Source organism: Actinomyces urogenitalis, from assembly GCF_002861525.1.
Classification (GTDB): domain Bacteria; phylum Actinomycetota; class Actinomycetes; order Actinomycetales; family Actinomycetaceae; genus Actinomyces; species Actinomyces urogenitalis.
Window position 1 is genome coordinate 31,700 of sequence record NZ_PKHA01000007.1, and the last position, 19,812, is coordinate 51,511.

Here is a 19,812-nt window from a genome sequence, read left to right on the forward strand (position 1 = left end):
ATCGCGGGTCAGGGGCAGACTGGTCAGGGACCATGGAACGCAGGGCCTGCCAGGCTGCACCTGCACCTGCACCTGCAAGCCTGCGTGAGCTGATCCGAACCTGACCGGAGAGGACCATCATGGGTATCGCTACCTCGTACCGCTTCTCAGACAAGGGAATTGAGGGCACCCTGCGCCCTGAGGCCGGGCGCTACCGGCTGGTTGCCTCCGGTGCCTGTCCCTGGTGCCGCCGCGTCCTTATTGTCCGCCGCCTGCTGGGTCTGAGCGATGCCATCCCCGTCTCATGGTCTTACGGGCGCGGCGAGGACGGCTTCTGGGAGCTGACCGACGGCGACGGCGAGCCTGGCACGGATCCCTTCCTCCATGCCCGCTCCCTGGCCGAGGTCTACGCCACGACCCCGGGCTACACGCCGCCTCCCACGGTCCCGGCCCTCGTGGACATAACGACCGGCCAGGTCGTGTGTGACGACTCCGGCAACCTCCTGTTCGACCTCGCGACCTCCTGGTGGCAGCTGCACCGGCCCGGCGCCCCCGACCTCTATCCGATCAACCGCCGTAACTCCACCGACGCCTGGGACGAGTGGGTCGGCTACCACGTCAACCGCGGCCACGGTGTGGCCACGCACTCCACGGACCCGGACAAGGCGGAGGCCGCTGCCCACGGAGTCCTCGTCGCCTTTGACGTCATTGACACCCTGCTTGCCCGCGCCACCCACATGGAGGCCTCGCGCGAGGCGGCCCTGACCATGCAGGACGGGCCGGCGCTGTCCGCCGTCGTCGCGGTGGGTCAGTACCTGTGCGGTGACCAGCCCACCGGCAGCGACATCCGCCTGTTCACGACCGTCCAGGCCTACGAGTACGGCGGGCGGCAGGAGTATCCGGGCGGCGAGGCGCCGTCGATCTCCTTCTGGCCGGCTCTGGCTCGCTGGTTCCGGGCCCTGGAGAGCCGCTCAGGCTGGGTCGGCACCGAGGAACGCAGCGCGCTCGGGCTCTGAGCCCTGACTTCCTCCCTGAGATCCTTACGAACGTGGTTTCGCGCTCAGGAACGTCCCTGGGGCTGCGTCCCAGCACCGTTCCTGAGCGCGAAACCACGGTTCTGATGCCGATAGGGCGAGGCGGCTGCCTCAGCGGGAGAGCACCGGGTTGTACAGGAGCCGGTTCGGCGTGGTCGGGCACTCGTCGCCCACTGCCATCGGTGCGATGAGACGGTCGGCCCGCAGGTCCTCCAGGCGTGCGACCACCCGCTCGCGCAGGCTCCACGGGTCAATGGTGTTGAGGTAGATCTTCGTCCCGCCCTCAAACCCAGCCAGCGTGGAGACCCTCCACTTCAGCGTCACGTGCCACGGCATTGGCTGGTCCACGTCCAGCGGCTTGTGGTGCCACTCCTCGTTGCTCGGCACGTCCGCGCCCGTGGCCGCGTGCAGCGCGTGGAGGAGGTCGGACACGGCGTCGACCTCCTCGCGGCTCATGAGCCAGGGCTCGCAGGTGGCCGAGGTGGAGTAGACCTCCAGGCTCGGGTAACGGTGGCCGAAGCCGGCGAAGGCCACGGCGTGCTCGTTGGAGGCCACGAGCAGCCCGTGATAGGCCGCATAGTCCACGCCCATCTCGTTGTAAAGGTTGGGGTTGGCTCGCACGCGCGCCAGCTCCAGCTCATTGACTACCCCGCGCTCGTCAATCCCCACCAGCTGCTTGTGCAGGTGATCGAAAGAGGCGCCGGCCGGCCGCAGCCAGTTCTGGAAGACGGCGACGTAGCGCACCCACCGGTTGGCCTCGTACAAGGACTGCGCCGAGTGCACCGCCAGGCGCGTGTAGGCGCGGTGCTCAGCGGGGGTCAGCGTCCCCGAACCGGCCAGTGCGGAGGTGTCGGTGGCGGAGTCAGTGAAGTGACGGCGGGCGACGATGACGTCGTGACCGCCGGCAAAGAAGGCGGCGAGGTAACGGCGCTGCTCGGCCGGGCCCATGGACTCCCAGAGCTCTGGGTCCTGGCCGGAGGCGCGCAGCTTGGTGCGGGCCACGGCGGCCACGTGCGCGGCTCCCTCGGGCTCGGCCAGGTAGGCCTCCATGCGCTCGCGGGCGGCGTCGGGAACCTCGTAGCCGTGGTTGGCGTGCCAGTAGTCGAAGGTGAGGATCTCAAAGAGATTGGGGACGCGGCGGAACTCGGCCACGGTATCGAACAGCCGGCTGGCTGGCACGCCGTCCAGCCTCTCAAAGGCCGACGGCGCCGCCCCGCCGCTGGCTGCCTCGCCGCCGCGGGCCACCACGCGTTCCTTCTCCGGAGGAGTCTCCAGGTAGCGGTCGCAGCAGAAGGCGCACGAGGAGGTGCGGTCGTGCTCGGTGAGGGGACGTACCTGCTGGACCGGGTGGGAGATCGGGCGGTTGCCGCGTCCAGGAACCGTCCACACCTCGGTTCCTGTGAAGGGACTGATCTGCTTGATGGTCCCGTCCGCCAGCTGGGTCAGCGCAGCGGGTTCGGGGGCGTAGGGCATGAGACGAGCCATGGCCTTATTCTCGCGCTCAGGCCACGGTCCGGATGCGCAGCACGCAGGTTGCTCCCAGCAGGCAGACGACGGCGGCCATGACGTACAGGGTCGTGTAACCACCCAGGTGGGTCACCACCGGGGCGGCGAGCACGGGAGCCAGGACCTGCGCTCCGGCGGAGGCGATGTTGATGATGCCCAGGTCGCGGGCGGCGTCGCCCGAGCTCGGCAGCACCTGGGTGACCAGGGCGAAGTCCACGGAGGTGAAGGCCCCGAAGCCGATACCGAGGATGACCGCACCAACCACGGCACCCACCCAGTTCTGGGTCAGGGCCAGGTCCAGGGAGGCCTGGCCGGTCACGATCGAGGCGGCGATGACGAAGGGCTTGCGCCGGCCCACCTTGTCTGACCACACCCCGCCGATCACCGTGGAGCCGAAGACGGTCAGGGCGTAGATGCCCGTGAGGATGAAGACCCCGGTCGCCGCCTTGTCTGCCTCCATGCCGACGGCGTCCATGAGGTAGTACAGCAGGTAGAGCGTCCCGGTGGAGTTGCCGAGGTTGACCAGGAATCGCGTGAGCCAGGCCCAGCCGAAGTCGGGGTAGCGCCGCAGCGGCGGGACGAAGCCGGCCATGACATGACGCAGCGTGGGGCGAGGGGCGCCGTCGGGCAGCCGCAGGTCGCGGGCGCCCAGTACGTGCGGCAGGCCGAGGGCCACCACGAGCACCGCAAGGACGAGGTAGCCGGTGCGGGTGGAGCCGGCGGCGGCCGCCAGCCCCGCTCCGGCCACGAGCCCGGCGGTCTGGGCCACCCCGATAAGCCCGGAGACCAGGCCCCGACGCTCCACAGGAACCTGGTCCGCGATCGAGGCGTTGAGGGCGGCGAAGGTGGCGTTGAGGAAGGCCTGGACCAGGCACCATCCCACCACCATCCCGGCCACGCCGCGGGCGCTGGCCAGCACCATGAGCCCGACGGCGCCGAGAGCCAGGCCACCGGCGATCCACGGCAGGCGACGTCCGAAGCGGCTGGTGGTGCGGTCAGACAAGGCCCCAAAGACGGGGTTGCCGAGCGTGGAGACCAGGGCGCCGAGGCCTGTGACCAGGGAGAGCGTGGCCTCCTTGTGGCCTGGCGCGACCTGGGAGGCCTGCAGGCCGAGCAGTACCTGGATCGGGCCGAACCAGGCGGAGAAGAGCCCGAGCATCGTCAGGCTCAAGGTCAGTGACCAGGATCGGGGAGGCATCTGGGTGGGAGGCTCGTTGGTGGCGACCTGACGAGCAAGAAGTGCTGCCATGGGGCGAATCTAGACCGGCGCGGGCGTGGGTATGGCGAATCTGGTGGCCGCGGGTGGGAGCCTGACGCGCCGGGGCCGCTACGCTCAGGCACGCACCTGCCCTTGGTCAGCGCACCTGTCAGGAAGGAGCCCGGATGGGAACGACGTTCTTGTCCCTGTTGTGCATCGTGGTGGTCGCCTTCTTCGCACCCCTGCTGTCCTGGGTCGTGCCTAGGCGCATCGTGCCGGAGACGGTGCTGCTCATCGCCGGCGGGATGCTCATCGGCCCGGCCGTGCTCGGGATCGCGACCGCGACCGCCTCGATCGACTTCCTGCGTGAGCTGGGGCTGGCCTTCCTCTTCCTCATGGCCGGCTACGAGATCGACGTCAACGAGCTGCGTGGTTCAGGCGGGCGTCACGCCATGGTCGCCTGGCTCGGCTCACTGGCCCTGGCCTTTGCCGCGGTCTGGGTGATCGGAGTCAGCGGCGGGGCGCTGAGCGTGAACGGGATCGCCATCGCCATCGCCATGACCTCGACGGCGATCGGCACGATCCTGCCGATCCTGCGTGAGCGCGGGTTGCTGTCCACCGCGGTGGGCGCGGCGATCCTGAACCACGGGGCGGTGGGCGAGGTTGGCCCGATCATCCTCATGGCCCTGCTGCTCGGCTCGCGCTCGACCTGGGCCTCGCTGGCGATCCTGCTGGCCTTCCTGGCCATCACGCTGCTCATCATCCGGTTTACGGACAACGTCAAGCGTGCCGGGCGCCGGCTGGTGGAGGCGATCCATATCGGTGGCACGACGACGGCTCAGACGACGATCCGTCTGACCGTCCTGCTGCTGGTGGGGCTGTGCACGCTGGCGGCGATCTTTGAGCTGGACGTGGTGCTGGGCTCCTTCGCTGCCGGATTCATCCTGCGCTACGCCGTGCCAGGCGGCTCTCGCGAGCTAGAGGAGAAGCTGGACGGCCTGGCCTACGGCTTCTTCGTGCCGATCTTCTTCGTCACCTCGGGCATGGCGATCGAGCTGGATCTGTCCGCCTCGGCGCTGGTGGACCTGGGTGCCTTCCTCGTGCTGCTGGTCGCGGTGCGCGGGGTGCCGGTGTGGTTGGCCTCGTGGGCGGAGCGGCGTCATGACGGCTCGCGGGCCTACTCCTTGAGGCAGTCCGTGCAGATCGCGGTCTACTCCACCACCGCCTTGCCCATCATCGTGGCTGTCACCCAGGCGGCCGTCAGTGCAGGGGCGATGACGCAGTCCTTCGCCTCCACCCTTGTGCTGGCAGGGGCGGCCAGCGTCCTCATCATGCCGGCAGCGGGGCTGGCGCTCGGGTCTCGACGTGACCACGCCCCGGCGGTCGAGGCGCTGGCGGTGGCCCAGGGGCCGGTGGACGCCGAGGGCAGGCCGGTACAGATCGCCGACTCCGCCGGCCTGCAGCCGGGAGACCAGGAGCTGACGGTCAGCGAGCGGCGTCGCCCGGCAGGACTGGAGCTGACGACGGCGCACTCGGCTTCCTCGGCTCCCTCCCCATCCAGCAGCGGGGGTCGCGCCGGTCAGGGCACCGGGAGCGGTGCTGCTGGTACCCGGCGCGCCGGTGCATGGCCTACGCAGCCGGAGGAGGCGCCACGCAGCGTGGGCCTGGGAGGCCGGAGGCTGTCCGACGCCGAGGCGCGCTACCTGGCGGTGCGACTGGCCCAGATCGAGGCGGAGCGGGTGCACTGGCGTGAGCAGATGCGCCTGCAGCGCAATCTTGACCGCGAGGAGGCGCAGCAGCGTCGCGCCGTGCGCCGGGCCCTGCTGCGTCAGCGGCGGCGTCAGGAGCGTGACCAGGTGCGTCAGCTGCGGGAGGACGCCCTCCAGATGCGTCGCCAGGCGCGTCAGGATGGGCGTCAGGAGCCGGTTGTCCACAGCCGGACCTCGTGGCGCGACCGGCTTCGACGTCGTCGATAAGTGTCAGACCCCTTCCCTAGTCTGAGGCCATGGCACGCGAGCTGAGCCCCACGGACTGGCCTGCCGAGGTCACTGATGAGCAGATCATCAGCGTCGTCGGCGGGAGGACCTTCCTGCGTGGCCAGCGCTACGCCGAGGAGGGCTACGTCCGCACGGTCTCGGTGGCAGGGACCAACGGGGAGATTATCTCTGGCAGTGTGCGCGGCTCGGGGGCGCAGGTCTACCAGACCATGGTCTACGCCCCGCAGACTGGCGCGAGCGGCCTGTGGTCGGGGACCTGCACCTGTCCGGTTGGGGCCAACTGCAAGCACTGCACGGCGTTGCTGCTGCGATCACGCGCGCTGGCGCTGCGGCTGCAGGACGAGGCCGGCGGCTGGGAGGAGGAGCTGGCCAGCCTGCTCAGGGTGCCGGCGCGTTCCTACCGGCGCATGGCGCTGGAGGTGTCCGCGGACTACTACGACCGGCTCACCCTGGTCCCGCTGGTGGAGGGCAAACGGGGGTGGAACCGTCAGGGTGCTTCCTGGACCCAGGTGCTGGGCGGAGCACTGGCCGGTGAGGTGGACCCGCAGGTCCTGGAGGTGCTTCATGAGCTTGCGGGCATGGCTCGGCGCAGCTTCTACTACGCTGATGACCGGGTCAGCCTCAACGAAATGCCGGCACGGGTCTGGAAGGTGCTGCGTCGCGGGAGCGAGGCGGGGCTGACGCTGACTACCGCGCAGCGGAACGGGGCTGCGGTGATCATCGCCTCCGGCCTGAGGGCTGGGGCCGCCATCCTCAAGGAGTCCGACGGCGCCGTGCGGATCCAGCCGGCGCTGGGCACCGAGCAGGTGACCGAGCTGCGGTTGAGCCAGGAGGAGCAGAACCTGGTGCCGCTGGATGAGCCGGCGGTGGACTTCCAGCCGATTGGGGCTCCAGCGGTCCATGCCTTCTACGCCTACAAGCCCGGCGGTGAGCTGCTGCTCATGCCGATTGAGCCCGAGCCCTCTAATGCGGTACGCCGGCTCCTGGCTGACCCGGCGTACCGCATCCTCATCCCGGCGCCGGATGTCCCTCGCTTCGAGGCGGAGCACCTGGAGCAGCTCATGCGGGCTGTGCCGGTGCTGGCGCTGGATGAAGGAGTGGCTGTTCCCGAGCCGACCCAGCTGCGGGCCGTGCTCCAGGTGCACGTTGAGGGAGCCAGTCACGAGGCCTCCACCCGCTGGCTCATGCGCTACGTCGATGAGGCGGGTGCGGTGCGTCGTGAGGTGGTGCTGGGGGACCTGCGCCCCGAGCGCCTTGATGACGGCTTCACGGATGACTCTGTCACGGCCTGGGGTGGTGACCTATCCGGGCAGGACCCCTGGGGCCTGCCTGAGGAACCTGGCCTGGGCCGGAGACCTCCGGATGAGGTGCTGGAGCCGGAGCCCGTGACGCAGCCCGCGGGCCAGCGCCAGGTACCGCGAGACCTGCAGGCGGAGCAGCGCCTGGCCTGGGAGGTCTTCAATGCCCTCATGCCCCTGGTTCGCGATCATGGCATCTTGTGGCACCGCCAGACGATGCGCGGGATACGCACGGCGCGCTTCATGGCCTGGACGGTGCCGGAGCTGCGGCAGCTGGAGCCCATGGAGCTGGAGATCCTGGGGGAGGTTCCGGATTACCGTGAGGCAGGCCAGGAGCTGGTCGTCGCCACCTGTGTCACCGAGGACGAGGACCGTCCTGACTGGTTCTCCCTGCGCGTGCGCGTTCGCGTGGGTGAGGAGGAGGTGCCGCTGGAGCGGCTCATCGCCGCGGTGGCGGCCGGACAGGAGCAGGTGCTCCTGGACTCGGGCGCGTGGGTGGACACTGACCGGCCTGAGGTTCACCGCCTGGCAGCCCTCATGGAGGAGGGGCGAGACCTGGTGGAGCCTCATGCCAAGGACCCGGGTCAGATGCGGGTCACGGCCTTCCAGGCGGGGTACTACTCCGAGCTGGTTGCGCTGGGCGTCGTGGAGGAGTCTGCCAAGCGCTGGCAGGACAGCGTGGACCGCTTGCTGGGGATGCGGCAGGAGGCTGGGCGCGAGCCGGAGGACGGGCAGCGGCAGGCTGACGGGCGTGGCCTGGTGGCCTCGGAGCTGGTGGACGTGGACCCACCGCTCGGTCTCCAGGCCGAGCTGCGTCCGTACCAGCTGGAGGGCTACCGCTGGCTGCACCTGCTGCGGGGAGCAGGGCTCGGTGGTGTGCTCGCCGATGACATGGGGCTCGGCAAGACCGTCCAGGTCCTCGCCGAGATCCAGAAGATGGCGGAGGAGCCCGGCGGGCTGACGGCTCCGGTCCTCGTGGTCGCCCCTACCTCCGTCATCGGGGCCTGGGCGGAGCAGGCAGCACAGTTCTGTCCGGGGCTGCGCGTGCGTGAGGTGCGGCGTACCTCCGCCAAGCGTGGCACCTCCATGGCCCAGGAGGCGGCGCAGGCAGACGTCCTGGTCACCAGCTACACCCTCATGCGGCTCGATGAGGAGGACCTGGCGCAGGTCGAGTGGTCGTGGGTGGTTCTGGACGAGGCCCAGTTCATCAAGAACCACACCTCAGCCACCTACAAGGCTGCGCGCCGGCTACGAGCTCCCTCGACTCTCGCGATCACGGGCACCCCGCTGGAGAACTCGCTCATGGACCTGTGGAGCCTGCTGAGCGTGAGCGCGCCCGGGCTGCTCCCAGGACCGCAGCGCTTCAAAGAGCTCTACAAGCGCCCGATCGACCGCGGCGGGCAGCAGGGGCGGGACCGGCTCCAGGCCCTGCGCAGCCGGATGCATCCCTTCATGCTGCGTCGCACCAAGGAGGAGGTGGCCCACGACCTCCCGGACAAGAGCGAGCAGATCCTGCGAGTCGAGCTCAGCCCTTCCCACCGCCGTGCCTACGAGGCCCGTCTCATCCGCGAGCGCCAGAAGGTGATGGGGCTGCTGGAGGATGACACCGCACAGGCCCGTTTCTCGGCCCTGAGGTCGTTGACCATCCTGCGCCAGATGGCACTGGATCCTGCGCTGGTACCAGCCGCGGAGGAGGGAGCGCAGGACGATGCTGATCCGGCTGCCGGGCACGAGCGGGCGGTGCGTCAGGGCGGACGCCGGCCCAGACCGAGCGCCAAGGTGGAGATGCTGCGTGACACCCTCGTGCCAATCGTGGCGGAAGGACACCGGGCTCTCGTCTTCAGCCAGTTCACTCGTTACCTGAGCTCGGTGCGCGAGGAGCTGGAAGCGGCAGGGCTGCGCACCCTCTACCTAGACGGTGGGACGAGTGACCGTCAGAGGGTCGTCGCCCAGTTCCGTGACGGGGAGGCTGACGTCTTCCTCATCTCCCTCAAGGCCGGAGGATTCGGACTGACCCTGACTGAGGCGGACTACGTCTTCCTCCTGGACCCGTGGTGGAACCCGCAGGCCGAGGAGCAGGCGGTGGACCGGGCCCACCGCATCGGTCAGGACAAGCCCGTCATGGTCTACCGGATGGTGGCAGCAGACACGATCGAGGACAAGGTTATGGCTTTGAAGGAGAAGAAGGCCGGTCTTTTCGCCAAGGTGGTTGAAGGCTCGGCGGAGCTCGGACAGCCCGGACATGGTGAGACAGGAGCTGGCGAGCGCGGCCAGGCTGGCGCGACGGGCGCCGGGCAGACCCTGAGCCGGGCACGCCTGACCGCCGAGGAGATTCGCGCCCTGCTCGGCTGAGGTGGGTGCGGGCGTCTGTTGTTCCTGCGTCTGCGCCTGGCAGACGTGACAGGATCGGTGCATGATCTCGCTGACTTGTCACCACGGCCTGGAGACTGGACGCGGAGCAGGGCGTGATGCCCTCCAACCCGGGCAGGTGGCGCTGTTGGTGATCCATGACCTGCGCACAGGCAGTCAGCAGGTGGTCCTGGAGAGCAAGGAGCTTATTGAGGCTCCCAACTGGACCCGGGACGGTGCCAGGCTCGTGGTCAACGGTGGCGGGCGGCTGCTCAGCATCGCTGCGGACGGGTCCGGGGCCCTGACGCCCATCGAGGTCGGCGCGGTGCGTGGGGTCAACAACGACCACGTCATCTCTCCGGACGGCACCACGATCTACTTCAGCGCCGAGGGGCACCTGGACGCCGTCGGCATCGAGGGCGGCCAGGCGCGGCGCATCTCCAACACCCACCCCGAGGACCAGCCGTACACCTCCTGGCTCCACGGCGTCTCGCCGGACGGGCAACAGGTGGCCTACGTCTCGGTGGAGCCGTGGGGCGAGGACGTCTTTGGTGCGCGCAACCTCGCCACGATCCCAGCCGCTGGAGGCGCTCAGACCCAGCTGACCACGGGTCCCAACGCCTACGACGGGCCCGAGTACCACCCGGACGGAGGTTGGTTGTACTACAACTCCGAGGAAGCCTCCCAGGTCGCGGGGCACGCCCAGCTCTTCCGCATGCGGCTGGACACCGGCGAGCGCGAGCAGCTGACGGATGATGACCGTGTCAACTGGTTCCCCCAACCCCAGTCCTGACGGATCCCAGCTGGTCTACCTCAGCTACCCCAGCGGGACGGTCAGCCACCCGGCGGACCTACCGGTCGAGCTGTGGCTCCTGGAGGTCCAGGGCGGGCGGCCGCGCACACTCGTTCGTCTCTTCGGCGGCCAGGGCACGATGAATGTCAACAGCTGGTCCCCGGACGGCACGCGCTTCGCCTTCGTGGCCTACCCCGCTGCCTAGCGACCAAGGCCCGCGAGTGAAGCGGGCTCTCCGAAGGACCTGTCCGAGGGCGCTGCCTCCGGCATGGGCGGTCAGTGCCGCGGCCACGGTGCTCGGGCTCCACAGGTGGCCCCCGTGACACCCTCGTCCACAGGGCTCAACGAGCCCAGGTGCGAGTGATGGTCTGCCTCCTCCAGGCTGGTGCATGCGGACAAGACGTCCGCGCACACCTGAGGGAGGACACCATGCACGCCACCATCATTCGAACGATGACCCGCGCACTGAGCCTGCGCTGGTCGCTAGGAGCACGGGCAGCAGCCAGACGCGCTGCTCTGAGCCGAGCCACCTCACTGTCGACCGCCTCCTGCGCGGGCGGAACCGGTGAGAACGACCCAGGCAACGAGGCCGGCATGGCCACGGCCGAGTACGCCATCGGCACGCTGTCAGCCGCTGCCTTCGCCGGGCTCCTGCTCGCCATCATGCGCTCGGGCTCCCTGCGAGGAGTCCTGCAGGGACTCATCGAGTCCGCCCTGTCCGTGGGCTGAGGCCGCCATGCGACGACGACGTCGGGCGGGCAGGCGTCCTGCTCGCAGCAGCAGCGAGACCGGCATGGTGACGGCGGAGACCGCCGTGGTCCTGCCGTCGGTCATCATCGTGCTGGCGCTCGCGCTGTCAGCCATCAGTGCCGGGGCCACTCAGCTCAGGGTCACTGACGCCGCCCGATCCGCAGCCCGGGCGGCGGCGCTGGGGCGCAGCGACCTCGACGTCGTCGTCGCGGCGGCTGCGGGACGCGCCAGCCTCGCCGTCGAACGCGGTGAGCTGACCTGCGTGACGGTCTCTCGGCCGGTTCCCGGTCCAGTGGGCGGGCTCGGCCTGACAGCGCGCAGCCGGGCCTGCGCCTGGACCGAGCCGGAGGAGCCATGAGGGTCACGGCCAGCCTGCGTGCGGACGCAGCGGGGGAGAGCGGATCGGGAACCGTCCTGGCCCTGGGGGTCATCGCGGTGCTGCTCGCGCTCGCGGTGGGCCTGACCGGGCTCATCCAGGCGCAGGCCGCATCTGGCCGGGCCCGCCTGGCTGCGGACCTGGCTGCCTTGGGCGGGGCGACGGCGCTGTCCTCGGTCCTGGCGCCGGCAGACCCCTGCGCGGTGGCCCACCAGGTGGCCGGAGCCAACAGGGCGCAGGTGGTCTCCTGCCTGATCGAGGGGGAGGACGTCGTCGTCCAGGTCAGCGTGAGCACTAGCGTGCTGGGCGTGCCGCGGTCCGCGCGCGGTGCGGCCCGCGCTGGCCCGGCTCGCAGCCCTGGACAGTTGTAGCCGCTCAGCCTGCTTCTGCCTCGCGGGGCGCGGCGGCCAGGAGCAGGCGCAGCAAGGTGATCGCCCCAGCCTTGTCCAGAGGCTCGTTGTTGTTGCCGCACTTGGGTGACTGGACGCAGGAGGGGCATCCGGCCGTGCACCCGCACTGCTCGATGACGGCGAGCGTGGCCTCCAGCCAGTGGCGTCCTGCGCGGTAACCGTGCTCGGCGAAGCCGGCTCCGCCGGCCTGACCGTCATGGACAAACACCGTCGGGCTCATGGTCTGGGGGTGCAGGGCGATGGACAGGCCGCCGATGTCCCAGCGGTCGCAGGTGGCCAGCAGCGGGAGCATGCCGATCGAGGCGTGCTCGGCGGCGTGCAGGGCACCGGGCAGGTCCGCGCTGGTCAGGCCAGCGTCCTGCGTCACCTCGACGGGGACCGTCCACCACACCGCCGCCGTGGGCAGCACGTGCTCAGGCATGGACAGGGAGTGCTGGGAGACCACCTCCATGCCAGGCAGCGCGTGCTTGGTGTATCCGACGACCTGGCTCGTGACCTCCACGGACCCGAAGGACCACGTGATGCCCCGGCCCCAGTCCTGGTGCTCGCGTTCGGCGATGACGCGGACGGAAGAGGACTCCTTGGCCCTCGTGCGGTAGCCCACCGCCGCCTTCTGGGTGACGAGGGCCGCCTCCTGGCTCAGTTCCTCCACGACGTAGGTGCGGCCCTGGTGGATATAGACCGCCCCCTCGTGGACGGCGGAGTCCGCTGAGGCCCCCGGGACCGTGCCCACGACGGTCCCGGTGGAGGCGTCCACCACGGGCACGTCCGGCGGGCCGTCCCCACGCAGGGAGGTCAGGTCCTGGGCTCGCCCCGGAAGGTTCGTGTTCCAGAACCAGCCGCTGGGACGCCGTCGGAGCGCGCCCCGGGCGGCCAGGTCCTCCAGGAAGGACTCGTCGTCTAGACCGAAGAGCTCCAGGTCCTCCCCACGCAGCGGGGACTCCGAGGCGGCGGCGCACAGGTGCGGCGCCAGGACATAGGGGTTGGCCGGGTCGAAGACGGTGGCCTCGGGGGCGGCGAAGACCTCGTCAGGATGGTGTACCAGGTATGCGTCCAGCGGGTTGTCGCTGGCGATGAGCACTGCCAGCCCCCTGCTTCCCGCCCGTCCGGCTCGCCCGGCCTGCTGGCCCAGGCTCACCCGGGTGCCGGGCCAGCCGGCGATGATGACGGCGTCCAGTCCGGTGACGTCGATGCCCAGCTCCAGGGCGTTGGTGGTCGTCAGGGCGCGTAGGCGCCCCCGCCGCAGGTCCGTCTCCAGCGCTCGGCGCTCCTCGGGCAGGTAGCCGCCGCGGTAGGCGCGCACCGTGCCCACCAGCTCAGGCAGGCTGAGGCTCAGGGTGTGGCGGGCGTGCTCGGCGACGATCTCGGCGCTGCGGCGGGAGCGGACAAAGACCAGTGCGCGGGCGCCCACGCTCATGAGGTCGACGAGAAGCTCGGCGGCCTCCACCACGGCCGAACGGCGTGCTGAGGGGTCCTCGGTGGGATCACCGGTGTCGGGGCCGACGGCGCAGGCGTGTGGCTGCTCGGGTGCCTTGGCGGAGGATGTCTGGGTGGGGGTGCTCCGCAGCGGATCAGCGGCTGGGAAGTCGGTGGCCTGGGCCAGTGCTGAGACGGACTCCTCCCAGGTGGACCACGGGTCCCGCAGGGCTGGTTGCCACAGGGCGAGGACCCGCTCTCCGGCCGGGGCGGTGTCCTGTGTGACGGCAGTGAGGGAGGCGGGCGGCACGCCGATGAGACGGGCTGCGGTCAGTGCGGGCTCGGCGGCCGTGGCTGAGGCACACAGGACCACGGGACCCGGGCCCTCGGGGCGCAGTCGGAGGACCAACCGCAGCAGTCTGCGCAGCACGAGGGAGACGTGGGCTCCCAGCAGACCTCGGTAGGCGTGGCACTCGTCGACGACGACGTAGCGCAGGGAGCGTAGGAACCGTGTCCATCGCTCGTGGCCGGGCAGGAGGGAGAAGTGCAGGAAGTCAGGGTTGGTCAGGACCACGTCAGCGTGGGCGCGGGCCCAGTCGCGCTCGGGCAGCGGGGTGTCGCCGTCGCAGGTCCCCACCCGCACCGTGCGCAGGGGCTGGTGGGAGGAGCTGGCTGGGCGCTGCGCCGCCTCGAGCTCGGTGACCAGGCGTGTGAGGGCGGCCGCCTGGTCGGCTGACAGTGCCTTGGTGGGGGACAGGTAGAGCACGCTCGGACGGCGAGCGTAGGAGGAGATCCGGGACTCCTGCCCGCCCTCGACGCGTTGGGCGGCAAGCACATCAGACAGGGCCGGCAGCCAGGCGGCGAGCGACTTACCCGAGCCTGTCCCGGTGGCGATGACGGTGTGGCGACCGGCGTGCAGGGCCTCGGCGGCCTGTTGCTGGTGGATCCACGGCGCGCTGACGCCCAGGCGCTGGTAGGCAGTCACGAGGTCCGGGTCGGCCCACGCCGGCCAGGAGCCGTGGCGGCCGGGGCGGGCGGGGGTGCGCTCGACGTGGATGAGGCGACCGTCGCGCTCGCCCACCATCTGCAGGACCTCGGTGAGGTCGCGCGAAGGGGCGTGCGGTAGCGGAGTGGTCACGCAGGACAGTGTGCCTCAGGGCCGCGACGGGTGCGCCTGGCCGTGTGCGGGCACGCGCCGGCAGGCGCGGCCATGCATGACGGGTGTGGCGGGGAGAGCTGGTTCGCGGCGATGGGGCTGCTCTCACAAGCTCTTAAGTACTCTAAAAATGTAAGAGTTAGAGCTTGAGGGCTCGCGTGTGCTGGGGCAGTGCGCAACACGCCGACGAACCGACGAAAAAGTGATACCGCTCACCCCAAGGGAGGGTGGAGGAAGGGTTGGGAATATCGCCGATTGCTCGCCCTCGTGGGACTCCAGTCCTACGGGGAAACCACAACATATTGTGGTTGGAGAAGGCTAGAACTACCGGATGATGTGTTGCACGAATGTGATTCGGGGGTACGGTCTGGCCATATCGCCGTCGCGTACGGCTGGCCGTCCCCGCCGAATGAGGCAGCCAGTCACACCCGACGGGTGGCACCCCGCCGACCTGACGCATCGATGGAGAAGACCGTGTCTGACACCCCCCAGATCCCCACTGCCGCGCACCTGGCTGAGGCCCACCCCGAGCTCATCGCCCGAGGCTCGGCCGACTCCGCCGTCGCCCATGGCTCGCGTCCCCAGGTCGACGCCGTTTCCACCATCACCGAGTACCTTGACCGCTCGGACTGGCGCGTCAACGCCAACGCCAACCAGGGCTACTCCCTGGGCGGGATGATCCTCAACACCTCCGGCAAGGTCATCGCCAACTACTGGCTCTCCCAGATCTACTCCCAGGAGGCTGGCGACGCCCACCGCAGCGGCGACCTGCACATCCACGACTTGGACATGTTCTCCGGCTACTGCGCCGGCTGGTCACTCAAGTCCCTCCTGCAGCAGGGCTTTAACGGCATCCCCGGCAAGATCGCCTGCAACCCGCCGCGTCACTTCTCCTCCGCTGTGGGCCAGATCGTCAACTTCCTAGGCACCTTGCAGAACGAGTGGGCCGGCGCCCAGGCCTTCAGTTCCTTCGACACCTACATGGCGCCCTTTGTCCGCCTGGACTCGATGACCTACGAGCAGGTGCGCCAGTGCATGCAGGAGCTCATCTTCAACCTCAACGTCCCCTCCCGTTGGGGCACCCAGACGCCCTTCACCAACCTCACCTTCGACTGGACTTGCCCCGCGGACCTGGCCGAGGAGTACCCGCTCGTGGGTGACGAGCTGTGCGACTTCACCTACGGCGAGCTCGCTGAGGAGATGGCCATGATCAACCGTGCCTTCATGGAGGTCATGACTGAGGGGGACGCTGACGGTCGCGTCTTCACCTTCCCCATCCCCACCTACAACATCACCAAGGACTTCGACTGGGAGTCGCGCAACGCTGACCTCCTGTTCGCCATGACCGCGAAGTACGGCCTGCCCTACTTCCAGAACTTCATCAACTCTGAGCTCGATCCGGGCATGATCCGCTCGATGTGCTGCCGCCTCCAGCTCGACCTGCGCGAGCTGCTCAAGCGCGGCAACGGCCTGTTCGGCTCGGCCGAGCAGACCGGCAGCGTCGGTGTGGTCACGATCAACATGGCGCGCCTGGGTTACACCCACGCCGGTGACGAGGCCGGCCTCATTACTGCCCTTGACCGGCTGCTCGGCATCGCCCGTGACACCCTGGAGCTCAAGCGCACCGTCATCCAGCACCACATCGACACTGGTCTGTTCCCCTTCACCAAGCGCTGGCTGGGTACGCTGGACAACCACTTCTCCACCATCGGCGTCAACGGCATGAACGAGATGGTCCGCAACTTCACCGCTGACGCCTACGACATCACCGACCCGCGCGGCCACGCCATGTGCGTGCGCATCCTCGATCACGTGCGCGAGATGATGGTCTCCTTCCAGGAGGCCACCGGTCACCTCTACAACCTGGAGGCCACCCCCGCCGAGGGCACGACCTACCGCTTCGCCAAGGAGGACCGCCGTCGTTTCCCGGAGATCCTCCAGGCTGGCACCGAGTCCAACCCCTACTACACCAACTCCTCCCAGCTTCCGGTCGGCTACACCGACGACCCCTTCGAGGCTCAGGAGATGCAGGAGGAGCTGCAGACCAAGTACACCGGCGGCACCGTGCTGCACCTGTACATGAACGAGCGAGTCTCCTCGCCTCAGGTCTGCAAGGAGCTGGTGCGCCGGAGCCTGACTGCCTTCCGTACCCCCTACATCACCATCACGCCGACCTTCTCCATCTGCCCCACTCACGGCTACCTCGCCGGCGAGCACGTCACCTGTGACAAGTGCGCGGAGCTTCACCCTGACGCGGAGCCGGTGGCCTGCGAGGTGTGGACCCGCGTCATGGGTTACTTCCGGCCGGTCCAGTCCTTCAACATCGGTAAGAAGGGCGAGTACGCCGAGCGCACCATGTTCACCGAGCCCGCGGCCGCGGGACATGGGATGGCGACCTCGCGGCTGTCGGCCATCTCGGCCTGAGCTGGTGACCGGCTGGGGCGGGACGGGAGCGTGCCCTCCCGCCCCAGCCGGAACGACGGCGATGCCATGACTGACGCTGCCACCTCACCTGACGCCGCGGGGGCGGCCGGAGCGAGGACGGCCCACGAGCGCCCGGCTGACAGCCTCCAGATCGCTGGGCTCGTGCCCATGTCCACGGTCGACTGGCCTGATCACCTCACCGCGACGGTCTTCACCCAGGGCTGCCCGTGGAACTGCTTCTACTGTCACAACCGTGACCTCATCCCGGTGCGCACCCCGGGAACCGTGGCCTGGTCCCAGGTCCGTGAGCTGCTGGGGCGGCGTCGTGGGCTGCTGGACGGCGTGGTGCTCACTGGTGGTGAGGCTCTGCGCCAGGACGCGCTGGCCGACGCCGCCGCCGAAGTGCGTGAGCTGGGCTTCGCCGTCGGCCTGCACACGGCCGGAGCCTATCCGCGGCGCCTGGCGGATCTGCTTGAGGCCGGCCTCGTGGACTGGGTGGGGTTGGACGTCAAGGCGATGCCGGAGCACTACGAGCAGGTTGTCGGCAGGCCGAACGCGGCCGCCAAGGTGTGGGCGAGCCTGGAGGTACTAGTCGCCGCGGGGGCCGAGTTCGAGGTGCGCACCACGATCGTGCCCGGCGACGTCACGGCTGAGGACGCCTACGCCGTCGCCCGGGACGTGCATGAGCGAGGGGCGCGGGTCTACGCCCTCCAGCAGGCGCGCAGCGAGGGCACGAGCGGTGACTTCGCCGTCACCGCGGCCGGGTGGGACGCGCAGTGCCAGCGCCTGGCTGAGCGCATCGAGGCCCTGGGGTGGGAGAGCTTCACCTACCGCCCGGCCTGAGAGCGGTTTGAAACCGGCGAGGCGGCTACCGGTGGCCGCGGACGTCAGGCGCGCTCGCGGAACACCACGCGGTGCTGGATCCGGTAGCTGGCCAGGTACAGGGCCACGTCCGTCACCGGCTTGGCCAGCACCAGGGGCAGGCCGATCGACGTCGTCGCCCACAGTCCGGCGTAGCTGGCCGCCACCAGGGCCACCGCCAGGGCCACGTAGCGCGCGGCCGTGCGCCCCAGGGCGCCCGTGGCGCGGAAGACGCGGCGGTTCATAAAGAAGTTCGCCGTGCCAGAGATGATCCGGGCCGTCACCACGCTGACCAGCAGGTTCCCGGTCAACAGGTGCACCAGCGCTAGCGCCAGGTAGTCGACGGCGAAGCTGGCCAGGCTCGCCGCCGTGAAGCGCAGCAGCGGGGCGTAGATACGAGCCGAGTTGGCCAGGGGCCGGAAGTGGCTGGAGGTGTTGCCCGGCTCGTACACCGTGGCGATGCCCACCTCCTCCACTCCGGCGCCTCGCTCGTGAGCGCGCAGCAGGGCCGAGAGCTCGTACTCGTACCGGTCGCCGGGCACCTGGAGCATCCAGGCGTATCCACCGGCGGGATAGCCGCGCAGGCCGGTCTGGGTGTCGCGCAGCCGCCAGCCCGTGGCCCCGCGGAAGAGCAGCGCGGTGACGTCGTTGCCGATTCGGCTGCGCAGCGGCACGGGGCCGGTGAACTCGCGTACGCCCAGGGTCATGTGCCCGGTCGCGTGCACGCGTCGGGCCACCGCGGCGATGTCCGACGGCGTGTGCTGGCCGTCGGCATCGGCACAGACCACGTCCGCGGCCGGCCAGTGCTCCATCGCGTAGGCCAGTCCCGTGCGCAGGGCCCGGCCCTTGCCGGCGTTACGCGGGTAGTCCAGGACGACCGCGCCCCGCTCGCGGGCGGCGTCGAAGCCTCGCTCTTACGGCCCCACAGGACCGCCAGGCCGCGCCCCGCTCGCGGGCGGCGTCGAAGACCTCGCTGTACTCAGGTCCTGAGCCGTCGTCGACGACGAGCACCTGGCAGCCGCCCAGGTCGCGGCGCAGCGTGCTCACCAGTACTGTAAGCCGATTGTCTGGCTTGTAGGCCGGGATGAGCACGACCAGGCGTGGGCCCCGGCTGCGGTGGGCAGTCGCGCGGCAGGCCGACGGGTCGCGCCACCTGCGGCGGGTGGGGTAGGTGCCGGAGTCCGGCTTCGTCGCCGTGGTCATCTCAGGCCCCCTGCGCGATGTAGAGGATGTCCGAGGTAGCGCGCTCGCCGCCGTTGGAGGGCTGGTTGATGATCGAGCCGTTGAAGTACATGGCGGAGGAGCCGCCGCCGTCGAGGTTGTAGGCGCACTGGCAGCCCAGGTCCGTCATGATCTGCGCGAGCTCGGTCATGGTGACGCCGCGTGAGTAGCCCTCGTCTCGCCCGTCGACGACGAAGAAGACGTAGTGGTTGTCCTCCAGGTAGCCCAGGGCCGTGCGGGGCTGGTAGCCCTGGATGGAGTGGTTGCCGAAGTTGGTGTCGACCTCGACGTCGTCGATCCCCTCCAGGACCGCGCCGTCCTTGACCAGGGCGGGGCCGAAGGAGCAGGTGATCTCCGACCGCTCTCGCGGCATCACGGCGACCCAGGTGCTCGGCCTGGTCATGGCGATTCAGGGCGTGGCGCCCGTCGCCGCTCCGATCCTGGGCGGGGTGCTGGTGGACGTCATCGGCTGGCGTGGCATCCTCGGCGTCGTCGCCGGCTTCACCGGGATCCTTGTGCTCATGGTGCTGGTCTGGGTTCCCGAGACCCTGCCTGCGGACAAGCGCTCGACTGGAGGGCTCGGTGCGCTGGTCCAGGGAGGGCGGCACCTGGGGCGGGATCATGTCTTCGTCCGGCTCGTCGCGCTCAACGCCCTGGTCTACGCGACCCTCATGGCTTACCTGTCCGCCGCACCCTTCGTGCTCAAGAACGTGCTCGGGATGTCGACGGCGAGCTATACGGCCGTTTTCGCTGCCGGTGGCCTCATGATCTCGGTGGTAGTCAGTACTGCAGCCACTCAGGTGCGTCGGTTCTCGCCCGCTCGGCAGGTGCGGGTGGGTCTGGTGGCCCAGCTGGTTATCGACGCCATCTTCTGCCTGGTCTGCGTGACGATGTTGCGGCAGGAGGTCTCGTCGACTGCGTTGCTGGTGGGCGTCGTCGCCCTCTTCCTGGCGCACGTGGCCTGCCTGGGCATGAGCATTGGCAACCTGCCGGCGCTCGCGCTCGACCGTACCGGCCGCTGAGCGGGGACGGGCTCGGCGCTGC

16 protein-coding genes and 1 pseudogene are annotated in these 19,812 nt (G+C 69.6%); 11 read left to right on the forward strand and 6 right to left on the reverse strand.

The features are described 5' to 3' along the window. Positions 1–119 precede the first annotated feature (119 nt). Entirely contained in the window at positions 120–995 is an 876-nt protein-coding gene (locus CYJ26_RS07380) for a glutathione S-transferase C-terminal domain-containing protein (protein ID WP_006547661.1), read from the forward strand. A gap of 129 nt (positions 996–1,124) precedes the next feature. On the opposite strand, the gene CYJ26_RS07385 is transcribed toward CYJ26_RS07380, so the two are convergent. Together CYJ26_RS07385 and CYJ26_RS07390 are read right to left on the reverse strand one after the other, a co-directional pair. After that, positions 1,125–2,498, reverse strand: coding sequence for a DUF4921 family protein (locus tag CYJ26_RS07385; RefSeq protein ID WP_244902045.1), 1,374 nt, complete (start codon positions 2,496–2,498; stop codon positions 1,125–1,127). 16 nt (positions 2,499–2,514) lie between these two features. Next, positions 2,515–3,768, reverse strand: coding sequence for an MFS transporter (locus tag CYJ26_RS07390; RefSeq protein ID WP_244902046.1), 1,254 nt, complete (start codon positions 3,766–3,768; stop codon positions 2,515–2,517). A gap of 134 nt (positions 3,769–3,902) precedes the next feature. On the opposite strand from CYJ26_RS07390, the gene CYJ26_RS07395 reads away from it, so the two are divergent. The 7 genes from CYJ26_RS07395 to CYJ26_RS07420 all read left to right on the forward strand — a co-directional run bounded on the left by CYJ26_RS07395 (position 3,903) and on the right by CYJ26_RS07420 (position 11,651). Beyond that, positions 3,903–5,693, forward strand: a complete 1,791-nt coding sequence (locus CYJ26_RS07395; RefSeq protein ID WP_024035253.1) for a cation:proton antiporter — start codon at positions 3,903–3,905, stop codon at positions 5,691–5,693. A gap of 29 nt (positions 5,694–5,722) precedes the next feature. After that, positions 5,723–9,364: a DEAD/DEAH box helicase gene (locus CYJ26_RS07400; protein ID WP_101638218.1), complete on the forward strand. Its 3,642-nt coding sequence runs from the start codon at positions 5,723–5,725 to the stop codon at positions 9,362–9,364. Positions 9,365–9,425: 61 nt separating this feature from the next. Next, on the forward strand, positions 9,426–10,154 hold the full coding sequence (locus CYJ26_RS07405) for a TolB-like translocation protein (RefSeq protein ID WP_006547656.1): 729 nt from the start codon (positions 9,426–9,428) through the stop codon (positions 10,152–10,154). Further along, complete coding sequence (locus CYJ26_RS10855; RefSeq protein WP_006547655.1) at positions 10,123–10,359, forward strand: TolB family protein; 237 nt, start codon at positions 10,123–10,125, stop codon at positions 10,357–10,359. The genes CYJ26_RS07405 and CYJ26_RS10855 overlap by 32 nt, the downstream gene beginning before the upstream one ends. Positions 10,360–10,583: 224 nt before the next feature. Continuing rightward, complete coding sequence (locus CYJ26_RS07410; protein ID WP_024034800.1) at positions 10,584–10,883, forward strand: DUF4244 domain-containing protein; 300 nt, start codon at positions 10,584–10,586, stop codon at positions 10,881–10,883. A gap of 7 nt (positions 10,884–10,890) precedes the next feature. Then, positions 10,891–11,262, forward strand: a complete 372-nt coding sequence (locus CYJ26_RS07415) for a TadE family type IV pilus minor pilin (protein WP_048679240.1) — start codon at positions 10,891–10,893, stop codon at positions 11,260–11,262. Then, on the forward strand, positions 11,259–11,651 hold the full coding sequence (locus CYJ26_RS07420) for an Rv3654c family TadE-like protein (RefSeq protein ID WP_034235048.1): 393 nt from the start codon (positions 11,259–11,261) through the stop codon (positions 11,649–11,651). Before CYJ26_RS07415 ends, CYJ26_RS07420 begins: the two co-directional genes overlap by 4 nt. A gap of 4 nt (positions 11,652–11,655) precedes the next feature. On the opposite strand, the gene CYJ26_RS07425 is transcribed toward CYJ26_RS07420, so the two are convergent. Then, positions 11,656–14,190 (reverse strand): DEAD/DEAH box helicase, encoded by a 2,535-nt coding sequence (locus tag CYJ26_RS07425; protein ID WP_048679245.1) that lies wholly within the window; start codon positions 14,188–14,190, stop codon positions 11,656–11,658. A 534-nt stretch (positions 14,191–14,724) separates the two neighbouring features. Here CYJ26_RS07425 and CYJ26_RS07430 point away from each other — a divergent pair. Then, positions 14,725–16,686 (forward strand): ribonucleoside triphosphate reductase, encoded by a 1,962-nt coding sequence (locus tag CYJ26_RS07430; protein ID WP_006547650.1) that lies wholly within the window; start codon positions 14,725–14,727, stop codon positions 16,684–16,686. A gap of 66 nt (positions 16,687–16,752) precedes the next feature. Further along, a complete protein-coding gene (locus CYJ26_RS07435; RefSeq protein ID WP_081449121.1) occupies positions 16,753–17,529 on the forward strand; it encodes an anaerobic ribonucleoside-triphosphate reductase activating protein in 777 nt (258 codons plus the stop codon). A 44-nt stretch (positions 17,530–17,573) separates the two neighbouring features. Here CYJ26_RS07435 and CYJ26_RS07440 read toward each other — a convergent pair whose 3' ends face one another. The 3 genes and pseudogenes from CYJ26_RS07440 to CYJ26_RS07445 all read right to left on the reverse strand — a co-directional run. After that, positions 17,574–18,359, reverse strand: coding sequence for a GtrA family protein (locus CYJ26_RS07440; protein ID WP_374044894.1), 786 nt, complete (start codon positions 18,357–18,359; stop codon positions 17,574–17,576). Positions 18,360–18,402: 43 nt separating this feature from the next. Continuing rightward, positions 18,403–18,750, reverse strand: a complete 348-nt coding sequence (locus CYJ26_RS11260; protein ID WP_374044895.1) for a glycosyltransferase family 2 protein — start codon at positions 18,748–18,750, stop codon at positions 18,403–18,405. 1 nt (position 18,751) lies between these two features. Beyond that, positions 18,752–19,117, reverse strand: a pseudogene (locus CYJ26_RS07445) (phosphodiester glycosidase family protein); the annotation flags it as partial. Position 19,118: 1 nt separating this feature from the next. On the opposite strand from CYJ26_RS07445, the gene CYJ26_RS07450 reads away from it, so the two are divergent. Continuing rightward, positions 19,119–19,790, forward strand: a complete 672-nt coding sequence (locus CYJ26_RS07450) for an MFS transporter (protein WP_338064332.1) — start codon at positions 19,119–19,121, stop codon at positions 19,788–19,790. Positions 19,791–19,812: the final 22 nt, after the last annotated feature.

Excerpts from the sequence above, each read along its gene's own strand:
- CYJ26_RS07430 (WP_006547650.1), top strand. The coding sequence starts at position 14,725 with ATGGAGAAGACCGTGTCTGACACCCCCCAGATCCCCACTGCCGCGCAC.
- CYJ26_RS07415 (WP_048679240.1), top strand. The coding sequence starts at position 10,891 with ATGCGACGACGACGTCGGGCGGGCAGGCGTCCTGCTCGCAGCAGCAGC.
- CYJ26_RS07435 (WP_081449121.1), top strand. The coding sequence starts at position 16,753 with ATGACTGACGCTGCCACCTCACCTGACGCCGCGGGGGCGGCCGGAGCG.
- CYJ26_RS07420 (WP_034235048.1), top strand. The coding sequence starts at position 11,259 with ATGAGGGTCACGGCCAGCCTGCGTGCGGACGCAGCGGGGGAGAGCGGA.
- CYJ26_RS07425 (WP_048679245.1), bottom strand. The coding sequence starts at position 14,190 with ATGGTGGGCGAGCGCGACGGTCGCCTCATCCACGTCGAGCGCACCCCC.
- CYJ26_RS11260 (WP_374044895.1), bottom strand. The coding sequence starts at position 18,750 with ATGACCACGGCGACGAAGCCGGACTCCGGCACCTACCCCACCCGCCGC.
- CYJ26_RS07395 (WP_024035253.1), top strand. The coding sequence starts at position 3,903 with ATGGGAACGACGTTCTTGTCCCTGTTGTGCATCGTGGTGGTCGCCTTC.
- CYJ26_RS07390 (WP_244902046.1), bottom strand. The coding sequence starts at position 3,768 with ATGGCAGCACTTCTTGCTCGTCAGGTCGCCACCAACGAGCCTCCCACC.
- CYJ26_RS07405 (WP_006547656.1), top strand. The coding sequence starts at position 9,426 with ATGATCTCGCTGACTTGTCACCACGGCCTGGAGACTGGACGCGGAGCA.
- CYJ26_RS07440 (WP_374044894.1), bottom strand. The coding sequence starts at position 18,359 with ATGGAGCACTGGCCGGCCGCGGACGTGGTCTGTGCCGATGCCGACGGC.
- CYJ26_RS07385 (WP_244902045.1), bottom strand. The coding sequence starts at position 2,498 with ATGGCTCGTCTCATGCCCTACGCCCCCGAACCCGCTGCGCTGACCCAG.
- CYJ26_RS07400 (WP_101638218.1), top strand. The coding sequence starts at position 5,723 with ATGGCACGCGAGCTGAGCCCCACGGACTGGCCTGCCGAGGTCACTGAT.
- CYJ26_RS07410 (WP_024034800.1), top strand. The coding sequence starts at position 10,584 with ATGCACGCCACCATCATTCGAACGATGACCCGCGCACTGAGCCTGCGC.
- CYJ26_RS07380 (WP_006547661.1), top strand. The coding sequence starts at position 120 with ATGGGTATCGCTACCTCGTACCGCTTCTCAGACAAGGGAATTGAGGGC.